Annotated in this window: 16 protein-coding genes; 12 read left to right on the top strand and 4 right to left on the bottom strand. The window is 46.1% G+C overall.

Annotated features, from left to right (window positions below; genetic code table 11):
- The first annotated feature begins 12 nt into the window (after positions 1-12).
- The 11 genes from OCU49_RS20400 to OCU49_RS20350 all read left to right on the top strand — a co-directional run bounded on the left by OCU49_RS20400 (position 13) and on the right by OCU49_RS20350 (position 11,050).
- A complete protein-coding gene (locus OCU49_RS20400) occupies positions 13-774 on the top strand; it encodes a heme ABC transporter permease (RefSeq protein WP_261842388.1) in 762 nt (253 codons plus the stop codon).
- 62 nt (positions 775-836) lie between these two features.
- Positions 837-1,016 (top strand): heme exporter protein CcmD, encoded by a 180-nt coding sequence (gene ccmD, locus OCU49_RS20395; protein WP_261842387.1) that lies wholly within the window; start codon positions 837-839, stop codon positions 1,014-1,016.
- Complete coding sequence (ccmE, locus tag OCU49_RS20390; protein ID WP_261842386.1) at positions 1,013-1,480, top strand: cytochrome c maturation protein CcmE; 468 nt, start codon at positions 1,013-1,015, stop codon at positions 1,478-1,480. Before ccmD ends, ccmE begins: the two co-directional genes overlap by 4 nt.
- On the top strand, positions 1,477-3,441 hold the full coding sequence (locus OCU49_RS20385) for a heme lyase CcmF/NrfE family subunit (RefSeq protein WP_261842385.1): 1,965 nt from the start codon (positions 1,477-1,479) through the stop codon (positions 3,439-3,441). The genes ccmE and OCU49_RS20385 overlap by 4 nt, the downstream gene beginning before the upstream one ends.
- Before the next feature lie 24 nt (positions 3,442-3,465).
- Positions 3,466-3,996: a DsbE family thiol:disulfide interchange protein gene (locus OCU49_RS20380; RefSeq protein WP_261842384.1), complete on the top strand. Its 531-nt coding sequence runs from the start codon at positions 3,466-3,468 to the stop codon at positions 3,994-3,996.
- Positions 3,993-4,481 carry a cytochrome c-type biogenesis protein gene (locus tag OCU49_RS20375; RefSeq protein WP_261842383.1) on the top strand — a complete coding sequence of 163 codons (489 nt, stop codon included), beginning with the start codon at positions 3,993-3,995 and terminating at the stop codon, positions 4,479-4,481. Before OCU49_RS20380 ends, OCU49_RS20375 begins: the two co-directional genes overlap by 4 nt.
- Positions 4,478-5,734 carry a c-type cytochrome biogenesis protein CcmI gene (gene ccmI / locus OCU49_RS20370; protein ID WP_261842382.1) on the top strand — a complete coding sequence of 419 codons (1,257 nt, stop codon included), beginning with the start codon at positions 4,478-4,480 and terminating at the stop codon, positions 5,732-5,734. The genes OCU49_RS20375 and ccmI overlap by 4 nt, the downstream gene beginning before the upstream one ends.
- Before the next feature lie 229 nt (positions 5,735-5,963).
- Positions 5,964-8,117 (top strand): cell division protein ZipA, encoded by a 2,154-nt coding sequence (gene zipA / locus OCU49_RS20365; RefSeq protein ID WP_261842381.1) that lies wholly within the window; start codon positions 5,964-5,966, stop codon positions 8,115-8,117.
- 39 nt (positions 8,118-8,156) lie between these two features.
- Positions 8,157-10,181, top strand: a complete 2,025-nt coding sequence (gene ligA / locus OCU49_RS20360) for an NAD-dependent DNA ligase LigA (RefSeq protein ID WP_261842380.1) — start codon at positions 8,157-8,159, stop codon at positions 10,179-10,181.
- Entirely contained in the window at positions 10,182-10,394 is a 213-nt protein-coding gene (locus tag OCU49_RS20355) for a YheU family protein (protein ID WP_261842379.1), read from the top strand.
- A 17-nt stretch (positions 10,395-10,411) separates the two neighbouring features.
- Positions 10,412-11,050, top strand: coding sequence for a DUF4126 domain-containing protein (locus tag OCU49_RS20350; protein ID WP_261842378.1), 639 nt, complete (start codon positions 10,412-10,414; stop codon positions 11,048-11,050).
- Positions 11,051-11,085: 35 nt separating this feature from the next.
- Here the strand turns inward: OCU49_RS20350 and OCU49_RS20345 are convergent, their stop codons facing one another.
- Both OCU49_RS20345 and mnmC read right to left on the bottom strand, forming a co-directional pair.
- Positions 11,086-11,757: a CBS domain-containing protein gene (locus OCU49_RS20345; protein WP_261842377.1), complete on the bottom strand. Its 672-nt coding sequence runs from the start codon at positions 11,755-11,757 to the stop codon at positions 11,086-11,088.
- Positions 11,758-11,795: 38 nt separating this feature from the next.
- The gene (gene mnmC / locus OCU49_RS20340) at positions 11,796-13,781 is read right to left on the bottom strand and encodes a bifunctional tRNA (5-methylaminomethyl-2-thiouridine)(34)-methyltransferase MnmC2/FAD-dependent 5-carboxymethylaminomethyl-2-thiouridine(34) oxidoreductase MnmC1 (protein WP_261842376.1); all 1,986 of its coding nucleotides are present in this window, start codon (positions 13,779-13,781) and stop codon (positions 11,796-11,798) included.
- 196 nt (positions 13,782-13,977) lie between these two features.
- Between mnmC and OCU49_RS20335 the strand changes: the two genes are divergently transcribed.
- Entirely contained in the window at positions 13,978-15,144 is a 1,167-nt protein-coding gene (locus OCU49_RS20335; RefSeq protein WP_261842375.1) for a nucleotide sugar dehydrogenase, read from the top strand.
- 78 nt (positions 15,145-15,222) lie between these two features.
- Here OCU49_RS20335 and OCU49_RS20330 read toward each other — a convergent pair whose 3' ends face one another.
- Both OCU49_RS20330 and OCU49_RS20325 read right to left on the bottom strand, forming a co-directional pair.
- Complete coding sequence (locus OCU49_RS20330) at positions 15,223-16,371, bottom strand: ABC transporter permease (protein WP_261842374.1); 1,149 nt, start codon at positions 16,369-16,371, stop codon at positions 15,223-15,225.
- Positions 16,368-17,366: an ABC transporter permease gene (locus OCU49_RS20325; protein ID WP_261842373.1), complete on the bottom strand. Its 999-nt coding sequence runs from the start codon at positions 17,364-17,366 to the stop codon at positions 16,368-16,370. The genes OCU49_RS20330 and OCU49_RS20325 overlap by 4 nt, the downstream gene beginning before the upstream one ends.
- Between the last annotated feature and the right edge of the window lie 27 nt (positions 17,367-17,393).

Genomic DNA, 17,393 nt, shown 5'->3' with positions numbered 1-17,393 from the left:
AGTAGTTGTAATATGGCAGATAAAAAGTGGGTGCCACGGTGGTTCTACCAGTTGGCCTCTCCCCGTTGGTGTTATGACATTACTGGCAAGTTGTTGCCTTTGTTTGCTTGGGCAGCCTTATTGCTGTTGTTGGGCGGTACTGCATGGGCGTTAGCGTTTGCGCCGGCAGATTATCAGCAGGGCAATAGTTTTAGAATTATTTATATCCATGTGCCTTCTGCGATTCTTGCTCAGTCCTGCTATATGTTGATGGCAATTGCCGGCGCTGTTGGACTGATATGGAAAATGAAAGTGGCGGATATGGTCGCCAGATGTTGCGCGCCAATAGGAGCATCAATCGCAGTGCTGGCATTAGCGACTGGGGCTATCTGGGGTAAACCTACCTGGGGTGCCTGGTGGGTATGGGATGCCCGGTTAACATCTATGCTGATTTTGTTGTTTCTTTATTTTGGCGTTATGGCGCTGAATTCAGCTATAGAAAACCAAACTACTGCGGCGCAGTCTACCGCTGTATTAGCTTTGGTTGGTCTGGTTAACATTCCAATTATTAAGTATTCGGTTGACTGGTGGAATACTCTGCATCAGCCAGCGACTTTCACGCTGACAGAAAAGCCTGCCATGCCAGTTGAAATGTGGATGCCTCTGTTGATTATGGTGCTGGGATTTTATTGCTTTTTTGCAGTTGCCATGATGCTAAGGCTGCGTAATGAAATCGTTACCCGTGAGCGCCGCAGTGGCTGGGTGAAAGAATTGGTTCAGGCGCAAAGCCGTTAAGTTTCCGAAACTAATATTAAGAGCATCGGCGGAATGAGCAAACCGGTGCGAGTGAGGTTGTAGTGGGTTTCGAGAGTGTTAGTGATTTTCTGGCGATGGGTGGCCACGGACTTTATGTCTGGTTGAGCTACGCGATTGCCCTGGTTGTGGTGGTGCTGAATTTGATAGCACCTCTGCGTACCAAAAAACAGATTCATAAAGAGCAGGCACGCCGTCTGCGCCGGGAGCAAAGCCAAATATGACCCCTAAGCGTAAACAACGATTATTCATCGTTTTATCTATAGTAATTGGCGCAGCAGTTGCCGTTGGCCTGGTGATGTACGCGCTAAGTCAAAATATCAATTTGTTTTATTCGCCGACGGATATCGCGGCTGGTAAGGCGCCGGTTGAAACCCGAATTCGTGCTGGTGGTATGGTCGTTGAAGGCAGTGTGAAGCGTGACCCGGAAAGTTTGCGGGTTGAGTTTGGCCTGACTGATTTTGCCAGTACTGTAAATGTAGTGTACGAAGGTATTTTACCTGACCTTTTCCGCGAAGGTCAGGGCATTGTTGCGCAGGGCGAAATGAATGAGCAGGGGCAATTAATTGCTGCCGAAGTTCTTGCTAAGCATGATGAAAATTATATGCCACCGGAAGTGGCAGAAGCATTAGAAAAAGCTGGCAAAATGCCAGAGCAGATGCGTGCACAAGAGGCTAAGGCAGAATGATTCCTGAATTTGGCCAGTACGCCCTGATCCTATCGCTTTGCCTGAGTTTTCTTCTCGCTTCGGTGCCATTGATTGGCTCTGCCAACAATAATCCTCTGTGGATGTCTTATGCGCGTCCATTGGCTGTTGCTCAGTTTTTGTTTTTATTTATAGCTCTGCTGTGCCTTGGTTTTGCGTTTGTTGTCGATGATTTCTCGGTGGCTTATGTCGCAGGTAATTCAAACTCAGCGTTGCCGGTTTACTACAAAATAAGTGCAATTTGGGGTGGTCACGAAGGCTCGTTGTTGCTGTGGATCGTTATCTTGGGTGGTTGGACCGTTGCTGTTGCTGTACGTAGTGATAATTTACCACCGGCGATCGTAGCCCGGGTTTTAGCTGTAATGGGTATGATTGGCGTAGGTTTCTTACTCTTCATTATTCTTACTTCCAATCCGTTCGATCGTCATTTGCCGGTATTTCCGCAAGATGGTGCAGATCTTAATCCTCTGCTACAGGATATTGGTCTGATTATTCATCCGCCAATGTTGTATATGGGATACGTGGGCTTCTCGGTTGCATTTGCGTTTGCGATCGCTGCGCTACTAAGTGGCCAGTTAGATGCAGCATGGGCCCGCTGGTCCCGTCCCTGGACAAATGTTGCCTGGGCGTTTCTGACTCTGGGTATCGGGTTAGGAAGCTGGTGGGCATATTACGAACTTGGCTGGGGCGGCTGGTGGTTCTGGGATCCGGTTGAAAATGCGTCTTTCATGCCATGGCTGATCGGTACTGCACTGGTACATTCACTGGCTGTGACTGAAAAACGAGGCGTCTTCAAAAGCTGGACGGTATTGCTGGCAATTTTTGCTTTTTCGTTGAGCTTATTAGGGACTTTCCTGGTACGTTCCGGTGTGTTGACGTCGGTGCATGCTTTCGCTTCGGACCCAGCGCGTGGCTATTTCATTTTGGTGTTACTGGCGATTTCAGTTGGTGGTTCTTTAGTGTTGTATGCCTGGAAAGCTGCCGATGTAAAAAGCGAATCCAGTTTTAGTCTGGTATCCCGGGAAACTCTGTTACTGATAAATAATATTCTGCTGGTTATCGCAACTATGACGGTGTTGTTGGGGACAATTTATCCTCTTATTGTCGATGCGTTAGGCTGGGGTAAAATTTCAGTAGGTCCTCCTTACTTCAACGCACTGTTTATTCCTCTGGTGTTGTTGATGGCTGGCTTTATGGGGATAGGTATTATGGCGCGCTGGCGCCAGACTAAGATTGAGTTGCTGGCTCGTCAGTTATGGAAACCTGCTGTATTAAGTATTGTTGCCGGTATTGGTACGCAGTGGTTGTATGAGGGGGAATTTAACTTTCAGGTTGTCGGTATTATGGTGCTGGTTTTCTGGCTGGCATTTACTGGGTTACAGGATCTGTATAAGCGGGTTTCTGCGAAGTCTGGTCTGTGGTCCGGAATGCGTGGTTTGTCCCGTAGCTATGTAGGTATGATGCTGGCGCATGTTGGCGTTGCAGTCACAATAGTCGGTGCGCTGATGGTGTCTATCTATAATGAAGAACGTGATTTACGAATGGCGCCGGGTGACCGGGTAACTTTTGCACAATATGAGTTTATTTTTGATGGTGCCCGTAAAGTACAGGGACCAAACTATAAAGCTGATCAGGGCGTTATTCGGATCCTCGAAGATGGTGAACCTTATACGCAGCTGTTACCTGAAAAACGTTTATATGCAGCCCGTGGCAATGTAATGACCGAAGCCGCAATTGATCCGGGTTTTACCCGTGATCTGTATGTGGCATTAGGTGAGCCGTTGGAATATGGTGCCTGGGCTGTAAGGGTTCAGTATAAGCCATTCGTACGCTGGTTGTGGCTGGGTGGCCTGCTGATGTCTTTAGGCGGTATTTTAGCTGCTATGGATAAGCGTTATAGCCGTCAGGCAAAACGTGAGCTGGCTAGCCGTCAGGCTGTCTGAAGACATTAAGAATAGGATTCTGCGATGCGTCGTTTTTTAGTTTTATTGCCATTGTTTATTTTTATCGGGCTGGCGTTGTTCCTGTGGCGCGGCATAGGGCAGGATACTACATCTATCCCGTCCCCTTTGCTGGGTAAAGCTGTTCCTGAGTTTTCGCTAACGTCTTTATATGATGAAAATCAGATAATGTCCGCTTCTGACTTAACGGGTCCTGCACTGATAAATGTCTGGGCTACCTGGTGTCCTACCTGTAAGCAGGAACATGCGCAGCTGAACCGTATTGCCCGAGATGAAGGCGTGACGATTTACGGGATTAACTATAAAGATGACCGGGCTAAAGCAAAAGTCTGGCTGGACAAGTATCTGGACCCTTATGCGAAAAATGTATTTGATCCAAATGGCCGGTTAGGGCTGGATTTGGGTGTGTACGGTGCGCCGGAGACTTACCTTATCGATGCTGACGGAATTATCCGATATAAACACATCGGTGAGGTTAATGAGAAAGTTTGGCAAAAATTAAAAGCACAGATGCAGGCGTTGGAGGCTGATTCATGAGTAAAGCCTTAGGTGTTTTGTTTGCAGGTTGGTTAGTGCTTATTAGCCAGGCAAGCGTTGCCGCTATTGATACATATGAGTTTAAAGATAACGCAACCAGAGAACGTTTTCAGGAGTTGAGTGCTGAACTGCGTTGTCCTAAGTGTCAAAATCAGAATATTGCAGATTCTAACTCTCCTATTGCTGAAGATCTTCGTGATGAGCTTTACCGGATGTTGGATAGTGGTGCTGATAATGATGAAATCATTGATTTCATGGTGATGCGCTATGGTGAGTTTGTGCTCTATCGTCCCCGTGTATCCAGTCAGACTTATTTACTTTGGTATGCGCCTGCGGGACTTCTGGTGATAGGTGTTGCCGTTATTTTTGCACTTACCCGTCGTAAGAAGTCTGTAGGTAAACAGCAAGAAAAATCTGGGTTGTCTCCTCAGGAGCAGCAACGCCTGGATGCGCTTTTAAAACAGGATCAGGATAAAGACGCATGACGAGTTTTTGGTTAGGTATTGCCGCATTAACAGTGTTAGCAATGTGTTTTGTTCTGTTACCTTATTTTCGTGCCCGCCGAGCACTGAGCCAGCCGCAAGATGTTGCGGTTGATCGTCAGGCACAGAACATTGCAATCTATAAAGAACGTGTAACGGAACTTGATGCTGAGCTCGATGCAGGTAATTTATCGAATGATGATCATGCGGGATTAAAGCTGGAGCTGGAAAAGAACCTGCTTAATGATGTCGCCGATCTTGAGGCTCTTAACGGTAAGCCGTTGCGATTAACATCTCAGACACTTGTTACGGCAATTTTACTGGCAATTCTGGTACCAGTATCCGCCATTGCAATTTACGGCGAATATGGCCGTGTGGACGATGTGACTGCCATGCTGAACGGGGAGGCTGATCCGTTTAACGGACAGACCCCAAGTATGAATGAAGCTGTGACAGAGCTTGAAGCCCGTTTAAGTGCTGAGCCGGATAAGCCGGAAGGCTGGTTTTTGTTAGCTAATAGCTACATGAATATGCAGCGTTATCAGGATGCAGCCCGCAGTTTTGCCCGGGTACTGGAGTTTTTACCTGAGGATGCGCCGCAGTTTGCAGGCGTTCAGGGGCAATATGCACAGGCGTTATATCTAGCGAATGAGAATCAGATGAATGGTCAGATTCGCGGTATTCTTGATGATATTCTTGCGAATGAACCTTATGAAGTAACTGCGTTAGGATTATTAGGTATTGATGCTTATGAAAACCAGCGTTATCGCGAGGCATTAGGCTTTTGGCGCCGTGCTTATGATAATGCTGAGCCTGTTCAGCAGGAGTCATTACGCAGTGGTATTGAGTCTGCGCGTCAGGCATTGATCGAGCTGGGTGAAACTGTACCTGAATTGCCTGAACTTAAATCGGCATCTTTGCGTATTAAAGTTTCGCTCAAGCCTGAAATTGCTGCTTCGGTAAGTGCAGATAGTCCGGTATTTATTTTTGCCCGACCTGTTGGTGGACGTGTGCCATTAGCAGCAGTGCGTTTAACCGTGGCTGATTTACCCGCTGAAGTTGTGTTAGATGACAGCATGGCGATGCAGCCTCAGATGACGCTTTCTTCTGTTGCTGAAGTTGAAGTCATTGCCCGGGTTTCCTCAAGTGGTGAGTTGCGTCCGCAGGCTGGTGATCTTACCGGCACCATTTCTCCTGTTGCTGTTCAGCAACAAGTTGATATATTAGACCTGTCTATCGATCATATTGTTGAGTAAGCTCTGTTTTGTCTTGCCGGGCCTTGCGAAGTAATAAAGGTTCGGTGGGACGGATGACCTGGAACATCAGATAAAAAAAAGGGTCATATATATAAAGCCGGGTTTTGCGCCTGTTTTTTGTTAAACAATCACTTATCTGTGATTTGTTGTGTTGCAGGTGCTTATGCTCAATCATAAAATAGACGTTATTTTTACAGTCTATTGTTATTGCTAAGGGTTAGATTCATTGATGGAGCTAAGTTTACGTGAATGGCTGATTATTGGTGGCGTTATAGTCATTGCATTAATCATCATCGACGGGTGGCGACGTATGCGCAGCAATCGAAATACATTGCGCATGCAGATCGATAAGAGCCTGGTGGATCTTCCTGACGAAACCCACAACCCCGAGCTGCCTAATGGCGGCTTTCGTGTTCTTGACGATCCTGATCATACGGATTTTGTTGAGCGTGAGTTTTCAGACTCTCTTGCCAGTGATGTCGAATCTGAATTACCCCCAGAACCCTCCGATGAATATACAGCAGAGCCTGCTGTAGAGTTGGGCGAGTTGGCATCTGAAGTTAGCTCTGAAGCCGATTTTGATGACAATATTCAGCCAAAATTTGAGACTGTTAATCAGACGTTATCTAACGACGATACTGAATATACCCAGCAGGACTTCAATACTACTGGCCATGATGGCCTTTCAGCGCCACGTATTGTTGCTAATACTTCTGAAGTGACTGAAGAATCTTTTGTTGATGACGCTTTCATTGATCAGCCTGTCGTTGAAGACTTACCGTCGGAATTTATACAAACTGAACCTGCGTTTGCTGAAGCCTCGAAAGATGATGAGGTTAACTTCGAGAATCTTGGCGATGTACGTTATGCCGCTGAATATGATGCGCAGCCAGAGTTAATTGCCGAAACTCAAAGCCCTGTTTCAGAAGCGCCAGCGACAGAAGCGCCTGTTTCTTTCAGTGCAGGTAATGAAGATATAAGTGATGCACAGGTAATTTCTGCTTTAGATGGTAGTGCATCCAAGAGTAATAATTCTAAAGATCAGAGAGTTGCAAATAGTGCTCCTGCATTTGATGCTGACAGTTTTGCAGAGCGAGATCCATTGTTTGAGCCTCTGGAGGCTGTCGATGAAGATTTGTATGACTATGATGGTGTATCTGCTTCTCGAGTGAGGGAGGAGTCAGCATCAACTGATATGCATTATGATACGCCTGAAACTGAAGCAGAGCCGGTCTATCAATTCGAAGAAGCGAGTCGCGAGCTGCAGTCTGAACCTGTCGATTCCAGGCCTTCTCACTACCAGTATGATGAAGAAGACATTGATGATTTAAGTCAGGGGGTAGAGGAGTTCATTTCTCCACGTCTGACAAAGGCAGTGGATGACGTTGATCAGGGAGATGATGATCAGAATAGCGAGTTGGACTTTGAGAAGCCTATAACAGAGCTGTTTGGCAATGGTTCTGCTCATACTTCAGGCCCAATGCAAGCGACTATGGATCTTGGTAGTAATTATTCAGATCCGGAAACAAGAGCTGAATTGGCTACAGCCGGCTCTTTTAGCGCTGAAGAGCCAGTAATTGAAGAGCTTGTAATTGAAGATTTCGTAACTGAAGAGGCTATTGTTGACGACATAGCCGCTGAAGAGATGACGGTGCCTGCTTCGCGTTATAATGCAGACCAGGATGATACTGATGATCTTAGCCATGCACCACTGATTGGTGAAGCGGTGTATGAGTCTGAGCAGCTTGAAGAGCAATCGGTAATAGAACGGCAAGAGCCAACTTTTACTGATATTGAACCAGAGCCTATGTACATAGAACCATCTATGGATATAGAGGAAAAGACTTTTGATGAGCTTTTAGAAGAGGTAGCTGAGCCGATTCAGGAAGCTAATGAGTCAGTTGTTGCTGTGCCTGAGTCAAAGAAACGTACTGTACAAGCTGTCCCGGATGCGGATAAAGTTTTAGTTATTTCAGTTGTTACCCGTGAAGAAGACGGCTTTAACGGTCGTAACTTGCTGCAAATTGTTAAAGCATGCGGCATGCACTTTGGTGAAATGCAGATCTTTAACCGTTACGAAGATGGTTTTGATCAGGGGGCTATTCAGTTCAGCATGACTAATGCGATGGAGCCTGGCATTTTTGATATTGATAATATGGAAAGTCTGGATACCCGCGGAGTGACTTTCTTTATGTCGATGGAAGAGCCTCGTGATGTCATGAATGCATACGAGTGTATGTTGGGTACTGCGGAAGCTGTCGCTAAAAATCTGGGCGGTGAATTGCTGGATGAAAATCGCTCGAGCATGAGAACTCAGACTAAAGAACATTATCGTGAACGCATTCGCCATTTTGAAATGCGTAAACTCAAACCTCAGCTGTAATCACAGCTGGGGTCTTAAATCAAGTTCACCGGAAATTTCATGAGTCAGGATACTTCTGTCAGTCAGACAGCAGAGCGTTTGCGGGCGCAGCTACGTCGTTATAACTATCAGTATTATGTGCTGGATGAGCCCACCGTACCGGATGCGGAATATGACCGTCTGTTTCAGCAATTAAAAAGTCTGGAAACAGATAATCCTGAGCTGATAACTGATGATTCGCCAACTCAGCGGGTCGGTGATGTACCTCTTGCCGCATTTGGGCAGGTGAGTCATGAAATGCCAATGTTGTCACTTGATAATGCTTTCGATGCCGATGACATGCGGGCCTTTAATAAGCGTCTGAAGGACCGCCTTGAACTGTTGGATAGCGAGCTTGAGTATGCTTGTGAGCCAAAGCTTGATGGTATTGCTGTCAGTTTACTGTACGAAGACGGCAAGTTAGTGCGGGGAGCAACGCGTGGTGATGGTTCAACCGGTGAGAATATTACGCAAAATGTTAGGACGATCAACAGTATTCCGTTGCGTTTATTGGGCGAGGGTTATCCCCGGCGTTTAGAAGTTCGCGGTGAAATCTATATGCCGAAAGCGGGCTTTGAGAAACTGAATGAATTAGCTCTGAGCAGAGGGGATAAGCCTTTTGTTAATCCTCGTAATGCCGCCGCCGGGAGCTTACGTCAGCTTGATTCCAGAATAACCGCTTCGCGTCCATTGGAAATGTGCTGCTACAGCGTAGGTATCGTTGAGGGTGATTTGGCCGATACGCATACCGGTGTGTTACAGCAGCTGTCGGGTTGGGGGTTTAAAATTAATCCTGAAATGCGTGCTGTAAATGGTGTAGCGGGATGTATGGAATACTTTGCAGATCTGTCTGAACGCCGTGAAGCTTTGCCGTACGATATCGATGGTATCGTATTTAAAGTTAATGAATTACGTACTCAGCAGCGCCTAGGTTTTGTATCGCGGGCACCACGCTGGGCGATTGCGCATAAGTTTCCTGCACAGGAAGAAATTACTGAAGTAAAAGCGATTGAGTTTCAGGTGGGGCGTACTGGCGCAATTACGCCCGTGGCGCGCTTAGAACCCGTGTTTGTCGGTGGGGTGACGGTTAGTAATGCGACTTTGCATAACATGGATGAAGTGGAACGTTTAGGAGTGCGCGCTGGCGACAGTGTTATTATCCGCCGTGCCGGTGATGTTATTCCGCAGATTGTCAGCGTTGTGTCAGAGCGTCGGCCTGAAGGAACTAAGCCAGTCGTTATGCCGGATACCTGTCCTGTGTGTGATTCCGCAGTCATGCGCCTTGAAGACGAAGCAGTTGCACGCTGTACCGGTGGTTTAAGTTGTGCGGCGCAGCGTAAAGAGGCCCTGAAACACTATATCTCCCGTAAAGCGATGGATATTGATGGCCTGGGTGAGAAGCTGATTGATGGCTTAGTGGAACGGGAGTTAGTCCACAGTCCGGCAGATTTGTACCATCTTAAGCATCTTCAGCTTTCTAAAATGGAACGTATGGGGGATAAGTCAGCAGTTAATGTTTTGAATAGCATTGATGCCAGTAAACAAACTGAATTACCCCGTTTTATTTACGCGTTAGGCATCCGTGAAGTTGGTGAAGCTACTGCGCGCACACTGGCAATGCACTTTGGAAGCCTGGAAGCGGTACAGGCCGCTGATGAAGAAATGTTGCAGCAGACGCCGGATGTAGGTCCGGTTGTGGCGCGTTACATTTTGAGTTTCTTCCGTCAGCCGCATAACCTTGAAGTTATTCAGGCGATCCGGGATGCAGGCGTAAGTTGGTCGAACATTGAAGTGAGTGAGCAAACGGTACCTTTGGATGGTCAGACCTGGGTTTTAACCGGAACTTTAGAGCAATTAACCCGAAATGAAGCGAAACAGCGGTTACAGAATCTGGGTGCGAAAGTGGCTGGCAGTGTATCGAAAAAAACCAGTTATGTAGTCGCGGGTGCTGCAGCAGGTTCCAAACTGGAAAAAGCAGAATCTCTGGGGATAGACGTGCTCGATGAAGCGCAATTGATTGAGCGGCTAACTGAGCTGGAAGGCTAAATGATAATTCCTCATGATCAGCTTTCCAGGGATGCTTTACTCAACTTGATAGAAGAGTTTGTCACCCGCGACGGCACTGATTATGGCAGTGTTGAAATGGCACTGAAGGACCGTGTAGCACAGGTTGAGGCAAGGTTGAGCAGTGGCGAAGTAGTTATCTTATTCAGTCAGAATACAGGCGCTTGTAATATAGTTTACCGTAACACTCTCTGAAATTGTGCGAGGTGCTTATGGAACAGCTTGATCAGGTAATAACCTTGATTGCGTTGAGTATGGGGGTTGGCTGGGCCAGTGGTATAAATCTTTATGCAGCTATTCTGATGCTTGGTTTGATGTCTAATATGGGGCATATGGCGCTGCCGCCCGGATTAGAATTAGTAGCCGATCCAATGGTGCTGATTGCCGCAGGCTTTATGTATTGCGTAGAGTTTTTTGCCGATAAGGTTCCTGGTGTTGATACCGGATGGGATACCTTGCATACCTTTATCAGGATTCCGGCAGGAGCTGTGTTAGCAGCAGGTGCAATGGGCGATGTTAATGGTGCTGCAATGTTAGCTGCAGGGCTGGTCGGCGGCACAATGGCTGCTACCAGCCATACACTGAAAGCCGGTAGTCGGGTATTAATCAATACATCGCCGGAACCGCTTTCAAACTGGTTAGCTTCATTTTCAGAAGATATTCTGGTCATAGCAGGGTTATGGACAGCACTGACTCAACCGGTATTTTTTCTTGTCGCGTTATTAGTCTTTATTTTATTTGCCGTTTGGTTGTTACCAAAAATATGGACTGGTATTAAAAAGGTTTTCCGCTGGATTTTTCCTGAAGATAAGAAAGAGCAGATTGCACCTAAGTCTCTGCTTGAAAACTAGATTTTTCCTTAAGTAAATAGAGGTGGCCGGGAAGGTTATAATCCCCGGCTATCCAGCCATTCATTGTTGATCAGAGATTGTAACAGGTCTGTTCGGGTTACTATTCCCTTGATGTCTCCTTCCTCACTGACGATCGGTATGCAGGTTAGTTTCTTGTCGACACAGGTAACCGCTAATTGCCGGATATTTGTTTCCGGCGTAGCTGTAACAACCTTAGTATCGAAACAGCCGTCGATTGTATCTTCCAGTTCTTTACCCATCAGGGATGCTTTGCTGAGTGCCTGCATCAGCAGTAACTTTGTTACCACGCCTAACAGTAAGCCCTGGCCAGAAAGTACAATCAGGTGATCAATCCGTAACTGTTGCATCTTATAAAGTGCTGCACGGATAGGGCTGCCAGATAAAACACTCTGAACAGGTTGTGACATGATCATTGCTGCAGGAATATAGCTGCGTGGTTCGGCCTCTGCAGGGTTGCTACTTCGGGCTTGCTGGTAGATATTTGCCGCTTTTTGATGCGCGCGTGCACTATTCTGCTGCGACTCTTTATGCTGAGTGGCGGCAATAAGATCACGCTCGTGATCAGCTTGTGTCGCAGTCTCTTTGGATTGCGACAAGTCTGTCAGTTGTTCAACACCTGTCGGTGGAAAATTCGACCTCACCGGTGTCTGGATGCGATACCCTTGATCGTAAATGACTAGCGCCATGTGTGGATCCGTTAGTTGATTCTCTTATATGTATACCTCTATATCGTCCCTTTTTTCAAATTCTTGATGATAAAACGGCCTGGATTCATAACATTTATCAAATTTTTTTCCAGTGGTATAGGTGTCAAATTGAGTATGTCTGCCAATATTTCACCACTAAGAGGAGCTGTGATTAATCCTTTCGAGCCGTGTGCCAGGTTTACATAGAGGCCTGGATGGTGTTTTGCCTGACAGTCGAAGTGCCATTTACTGTCTTTATTCAGCTTAGCAAAATCATTGATAAAGGCATTGTAGTCGGGGGCTGCACCGATTATTGGCATATAGTCTGCGGATGCGCAACGATGGCTAACCCGACCGTGAATCTTATTACTATGAGTCTCGAAGTGAGCTGCCAGTTCCGGCAAAACCCGCTGAAGTTTTTTAAAGTTACTTTTATGATCTTCGTCACGAAGCTCATTAGTTGGAGTTTTAACGTCAAAGCTGGCGCCAAAGCACCATTGATCATCTAATGGTGGAGAGATGTAGCCCTCACCACAGATTACAGTATTGAGTGTGGGTGTTTGTGGTGTAGTGCTTAGCAGGCTGACCTGGCCCCGTATGGGTTTCACTGGAAAATGACTTAGCTGTTCAAAGCGTTTACTTTCACTGGCACCGGCAACTATGACGATGGTTGATTGGGCAATGGTGTTGTTATCTGCATCATAGAGGTGCCATTCGTTGTCCGAATAATTTATCCGGTCTACATAAGTATCGAAGCGTGTTTTGATATTTGAGTGCTGTAGCAGAAGATTACAGAGTTTTCCTGGGCTTACCCAGCCGGCATTCGGAATATGTAATCCAGAACAGTTAACTTGCTGGCCTGCAATGCTACTTGCTTCGAGGGGTTCTACGGCATGAATAAGACTTGATGGATAAAGAGCCGTATCAACAAGTGTTGCCTGGCGTGATGTCTCCTTCTCATTAGTGGCTAGTTGTAGCATGCCGCATTTGTCCCAGATATCAGATGCAGAAATACAGTTTTCAAGAAAGTTAAGCGAATATACAAATCCCTGGAGATGGATTTGACTGCTGCTGATAGGTTTAGCGGGCAGTTTAGCGTATAGGGCGCCCTGGTGGTTGCCTGAGCCGGCTTGTGCTGCTTTGGAATGTCGATCTATGACTTCAACCTGCCAGCCTCGCTGAGCGAGGCTCCAGGCCGTACAGCAGCCAGCGAGGCCGGCACCAATGATAGTCGCGTGTCGTTGATGGCTCGGAGGCTGAGGTACGTTTAGCCAAGGTGTACCGGATGATATTGTTTTGGTTTTGTTTAGAAAACTACCTGTTAGCATTTCTCGCTTAAGGCCGAATCCCGGTATTTTTCTGATTTCAAACCCTGCTGACTGAAGGCCCTTGCGGACTATGCTTGCTGAGGTGAATGTGGAAAAGCTTGTGCCGGTTTTACTGAGCTTTGCCATCGTTTCGAATAATTCTGGTTGCCACATGTCTGCATTTTTTGAAGGTGCAAAACCGTCAAGGAACCACGCGTCTATCTTACCTGATAACTGGGTATAGGAAGCGCAGGCATCACCAAACATCAACGTTAGCTTAATTCGGCTATCAGTAAAGTTTAGACGGTGAAAGCCAGTGATTAGCATTGGGTATTGACGGATTAACTCCGGCAGGAACGGTTGAAATTCAGGCCATATGCTTAAAGCGTTTTGGAGGTCTTCACGGCTAAAGGGAAAGCGTTCAGCACTGATGAAGTGTAAATAGGCATTTTTAGGTGCGTATTCCAGCCATAACTTCCAGGTACTGAGAAAGTTCATACCGCTGCCAAAGCCCGTTTCCGCAATTACAAAGTTTTGATTGTTATGGCTTGTAAGGTTTTGAAAGCGTTCTTTAAGGTTATTCCCCTGAAGAAAAACGTAATCCGTTTCTTCGAGTCCATTTTCACTGTTGAAATAAACATCTTCATATTGAGTTGAAAAAGGTTGGTTGTCACGCCATTCGAGTAGGGCATTCTGGCAAGAAGTGTTTTGGCTCATATCAGTAGATCTGCAGGGATATTCGGATTAAATCAGGGAAACTATGGTAACATTTTCTACTCTAGAAGTTGTGTTGATAGCCGGACGGTCATTTAACCTGAAGTGAAGTTCCATAGTTAGAATTTCAGAGGTATGACTATGCTACACAGAAACGGACTTTGTTATTTGGAATCAAGCTTTTAATAGGTTTAAGTATATGAAAATTGCTGTAGCCGGAACTGGTTATGTAGGTTTATCGAATGCGCTTTTACTGGCGCAGCACAATGAAGTTGTTGCATTGGATATTGTTGCTGAGAGGGTAGAGTTACTTAATAGTCGCCAAGCCCCTATTATTGATGTCGAAATTGAAGCCTTTTTACGGGACGATAGCCTGAACTTTTCAGCGACACTGGATAAGCAGAAAGCATATGAAAATGCTGATTTTGTCATCATTGCTACACCGACTGATTATGACCCGGAAACGAATTACTTCAATACCAGTTCTGTTGAAAGTGTTGTTCGAGATGTTATGTCACTGAATCCTAATGCCGTGATGGTTGTTAAATCCACGGTGCCTGTCGGTTTTACTGTGCGTTTGAAAGCAGAGCTTGGCTGCGAGCAGTTGATGTTTTCGCCAGAGTTTTTGAGGGAAGGAAAGGCTTTATATGACAACCTTTATCCTTCACGAATTATTGTCGGAGAACGCTCTTCCAGAGCTGAGGTGTTTGCAGGATTGTTACAGACAGGGGCCCGTAAAGATAATATTGAAGTGTTGTTTACGGATTCTACTGAAGCTGAAGCTGTGAAGTTATTCTCAAATACTTACCTTGCTATGCGTGTTGCATATTTTAATGAACTAGATTCATATGCTGAAAGTCATGGCCTGAATAGCGAGCAAATTATTAAGGGTGTAGGGCTTGATCCGCGAATTGGCGACCATTATAACAATCCGTCTTTTGGCTATGGTGGTTATTGTTTACCTAAAGATACCAAGCAATTGTTGGCAAATTTTAAAGATGTTCCAAGTAATATGGTGCGTGCGATTGTTGATGCAAACACTACCCGCAAAGATTTTGTTGCCGATTCGATAATAAGCCGTGAGCCAAAAGTAGTAGGGATTTATCGTCTGGTAATGAAATCCGGGTCTGATAATTTCCGTGCATCAGCGATTCAGGGGATTATGAAGCGGGTGAAGGCAAAGGGTATCGAAGTAGTTGTGTATGAGCCAACACTTGAAGATGAAACGTTTTTTAATTCCCGGGTAATCAGAGACCTGAATGAGTTTAAAAGTATTGCCGATGTGATTGTAGCTAATCGTTTGTCTGACGATATCAAAGATGTTGCTGATAACGTGTATACACGTGATTTATTTGGCAGCGATTAGATAACTGTTATTGATAATGAAAAGGCCTCATAAGAGGCCTTTTTTGTTGTTTGAGCTTTTCTTTTAGAGAATGCTAGCTCAGTTTCGATAAGGATCAGCTGCGTCTCTCAGACCGTCTCCCATAAAGTTGAAGGCCAGAATAACGAGTATCACCGGGACAACAGGCAACATAAGCCATGGGTAGACTGCAACATTATTGATGTTTTGAGCTTCGTTCAGCAATACTCCCCAGCTGGTAATGGGGGGGCGTAACCCCAGACCAAGGAATGACAGGGCCGTTTCACCGAGTATCATTGCTGGTATGGATAATGATGCTGATGCTACCAGGTGACTAAAGAAGCTTGGCAGCATATGTCTGGTAATAACTCTGGATGGTTTAGCCCCCATCAGGATGGCCGCTGTTGTGTAGTCTTCCTCACGCAGGGCGAGAATTTTAGAACGTACAGCCCTGGCTAAGCCAGTCCAGTCCAGCATTGCGAGTATTAGTGTGATACCAAAGAATATCCATAACGGGCTCCAGTTCAGCGGTAACAGCGCAGACAGAGCCATCCACAGTGGCAGTTCTGGGAATGAGCGAATAATCTCGGTTACCCGCTGGACACTGCTGTCAATCCAACCACCATAGAAACCGGCCAGACCACCCAGAGTGAGGCCCATTGTGAAGCTGAGTATTATGCCAATAAGGCCTATGGTTAATGAGATCCGCGCGCCGTATATAATACGTGAGAGCATGTCATGGCCAAGACGGTCAGTGCCCAGCAGGTACAAACTGCCAGGTGCATCGACACACATCAGATGAGCATTGCTTTTGAACATGCCCCAGAGTTCGTAGTCATCGCCTTCGCAGAAAAATTGAACAGGGTATTTTTCTGTCTTATCTTCAGTGTACTCGCGAATGAGCTTGTCCATATTTAGCTGGTAAGACCAGCCATGTACATACGGCCCGACAAGCTTGCCGTCATCAAACCAGTGAATAGATTGAGGGGGAGAGTAGATCTTATTGGTATGCCGTGTATCCAGTGCATAAGGCGCAAAAAACTCAGCAAAAAAAGCAATGCTATAGGTCAGAATTAAAAATACTGCGGACAGCATTGCGATACGGTGTCGCTTAAATTTCCACCAAATTAGTTTCCATTGTGAGGCCAGAAAAAACTTTTCCTGCTCAGGGCTAAGTGCACTGGTGGCATGGGGATCAAAAGGTTTGTCGCTGACCCAGTGCTGACTCATCGTTGTGCGCCTCCCTGTAAACGGATACGGGGATCAATCATGGCGAGTAATATGTCAGAAATAAGCACACCTACTACTGTTAGCGCTGCGAGAAACATAAGGAAGGATCCCGCCAGATACATATCCTGGCTTTGTAATGCGGCAAGGAGTATGGGGCCTGTCGTTGGCAAAGATAGTACTACCGCAACAACCTCTGCTCCGGAGATGATACTCGGCAATAAGCTGCCGATATCCGCGATAAAGAAGTTCATTGAAAGACGCAGGGGATACTTGATCAGCAGACGGGTCTCGCCTAAGCCTTTTGAGCGACCTGTTACAACATAGGGCTTACGTAACTCGTCCATCAGGTTTGCACGTAAACGTCGAATCATACCTGCTGTACCAGAGGTGCCAATAACCAGTACTGGAATCCACAAGTGTTCCAGTACTGACTTAAGTTTGGCCCAGCTCCAGTCCTGATCCATGAATTCCGGGTCTATCAGGCCGCCGATAGAGGTTCCGAAGTATCTGTTAGCCAGGTAAAGCATCACCAGTGCTAACAGGAAGTTTGGTGTAGCCAGTCCCAGAAATCCGACCAGTGTCAGACTGTAATCACTCCAGCTATAGGGATGTGTGGCAGAGTACATACCAATAGGAAACGCAATCAGCCAGGTAACAAGTATGGTAAAGAAGGAAACGATAATAGTAAGCCACATTTTATCGCCGATGACTTCTGCTACCGGTAAGTTATATTCAAATGAATATCCCAGATCGCCCTGAACAAAACCGGTTATCCAGACTAAATATTGCTCCCATAAAGGTTTATCTAATCCATATTCATGGCGCAGGAATTCAATTTTTTGCGGATCAATACTTTCGCCCTGACTTTCCAGTTCGGCAATATGACTTTCCAGATAGTCGCCCGGCGGTAGTTGAATAATGATAAAAACCAGCGCACTGATGACTAACAGTGTTGGGATCATTACCAGAAAACGTTTTAGCAGATACTTCAGCATACTTCCGTTTTCCGCTGATTATGTGAG

This window comes from Aliamphritea ceti, assembly GCF_024347215.1.
In the GTDB taxonomy this organism is placed as follows: Bacteria; Pseudomonadota; Gammaproteobacteria; order Pseudomonadales; family Balneatricaceae; genus Amphritea; species Amphritea ceti.
This window is presented reverse-complemented; position numbering and strand designations above follow the sequence as displayed.

Coding starts and splice junctions, on each gene's coding strand:
- OCU49_RS20400 (WP_261842388.1), top strand. CDS start 13: ATGGCAGATAAAAAGTGGGTGCCACGGTGGTTCTACCAGTTGGCCTCT.
- ccmE (WP_261842386.1), top strand. CDS start 1,013: ATGACCCCTAAGCGTAAACAACGATTATTCATCGTTTTATCTATAGTA.
- OCU49_RS20385 (WP_261842385.1), top strand. CDS start 1,477: ATGATTCCTGAATTTGGCCAGTACGCCCTGATCCTATCGCTTTGCCTG.
- OCU49_RS20380 (WP_261842384.1), top strand. CDS start 3,466: ATGCGTCGTTTTTTAGTTTTATTGCCATTGTTTATTTTTATCGGGCTG.
- OCU49_RS20375 (WP_261842383.1), top strand. CDS start 3,993: ATGAGTAAAGCCTTAGGTGTTTTGTTTGCAGGTTGGTTAGTGCTTATT.
- ccmI (WP_261842382.1), top strand. CDS start 4,478: ATGACGAGTTTTTGGTTAGGTATTGCCGCATTAACAGTGTTAGCAATG.
- zipA (WP_261842381.1), top strand. CDS start 5,964: ATGGAGCTAAGTTTACGTGAATGGCTGATTATTGGTGGCGTTATAGTC.
- ligA (WP_261842380.1), top strand. CDS start 8,157: ATGAGTCAGGATACTTCTGTCAGTCAGACAGCAGAGCGTTTGCGGGCG.
- OCU49_RS20355 (WP_261842379.1), top strand. CDS start 10,182: ATGATAATTCCTCATGATCAGCTTTCCAGGGATGCTTTACTCAACTTG.
- OCU49_RS20350 (WP_261842378.1), top strand. CDS start 10,412: ATGGAACAGCTTGATCAGGTAATAACCTTGATTGCGTTGAGTATGGGG.
- OCU49_RS20345 (WP_261842377.1), bottom strand. CDS start 11,757: ATGGCGCTAGTCATTTACGATCAAGGGTATCGCATCCAGACACCGGTG.
- mnmC (WP_261842376.1), bottom strand. CDS start 13,781: ATGAGCCAAAACACTTCTTGCCAGAATGCCCTACTCGAATGGCGTGAC.
- OCU49_RS20335 (WP_261842375.1), top strand. CDS start 13,978: ATGAAAATTGCTGTAGCCGGAACTGGTTATGTAGGTTTATCGAATGCG.
- OCU49_RS20330 (WP_261842374.1), bottom strand. CDS start 16,371: ATGAGTCAGCACTGGGTCAGCGACAAACCTTTTGATCCCCATGCCACC.
- OCU49_RS20325 (WP_261842373.1), bottom strand. CDS start 17,366: ATGCTGAAGTATCTGCTAAAACGTTTTCTGGTAATGATCCCAACACTG.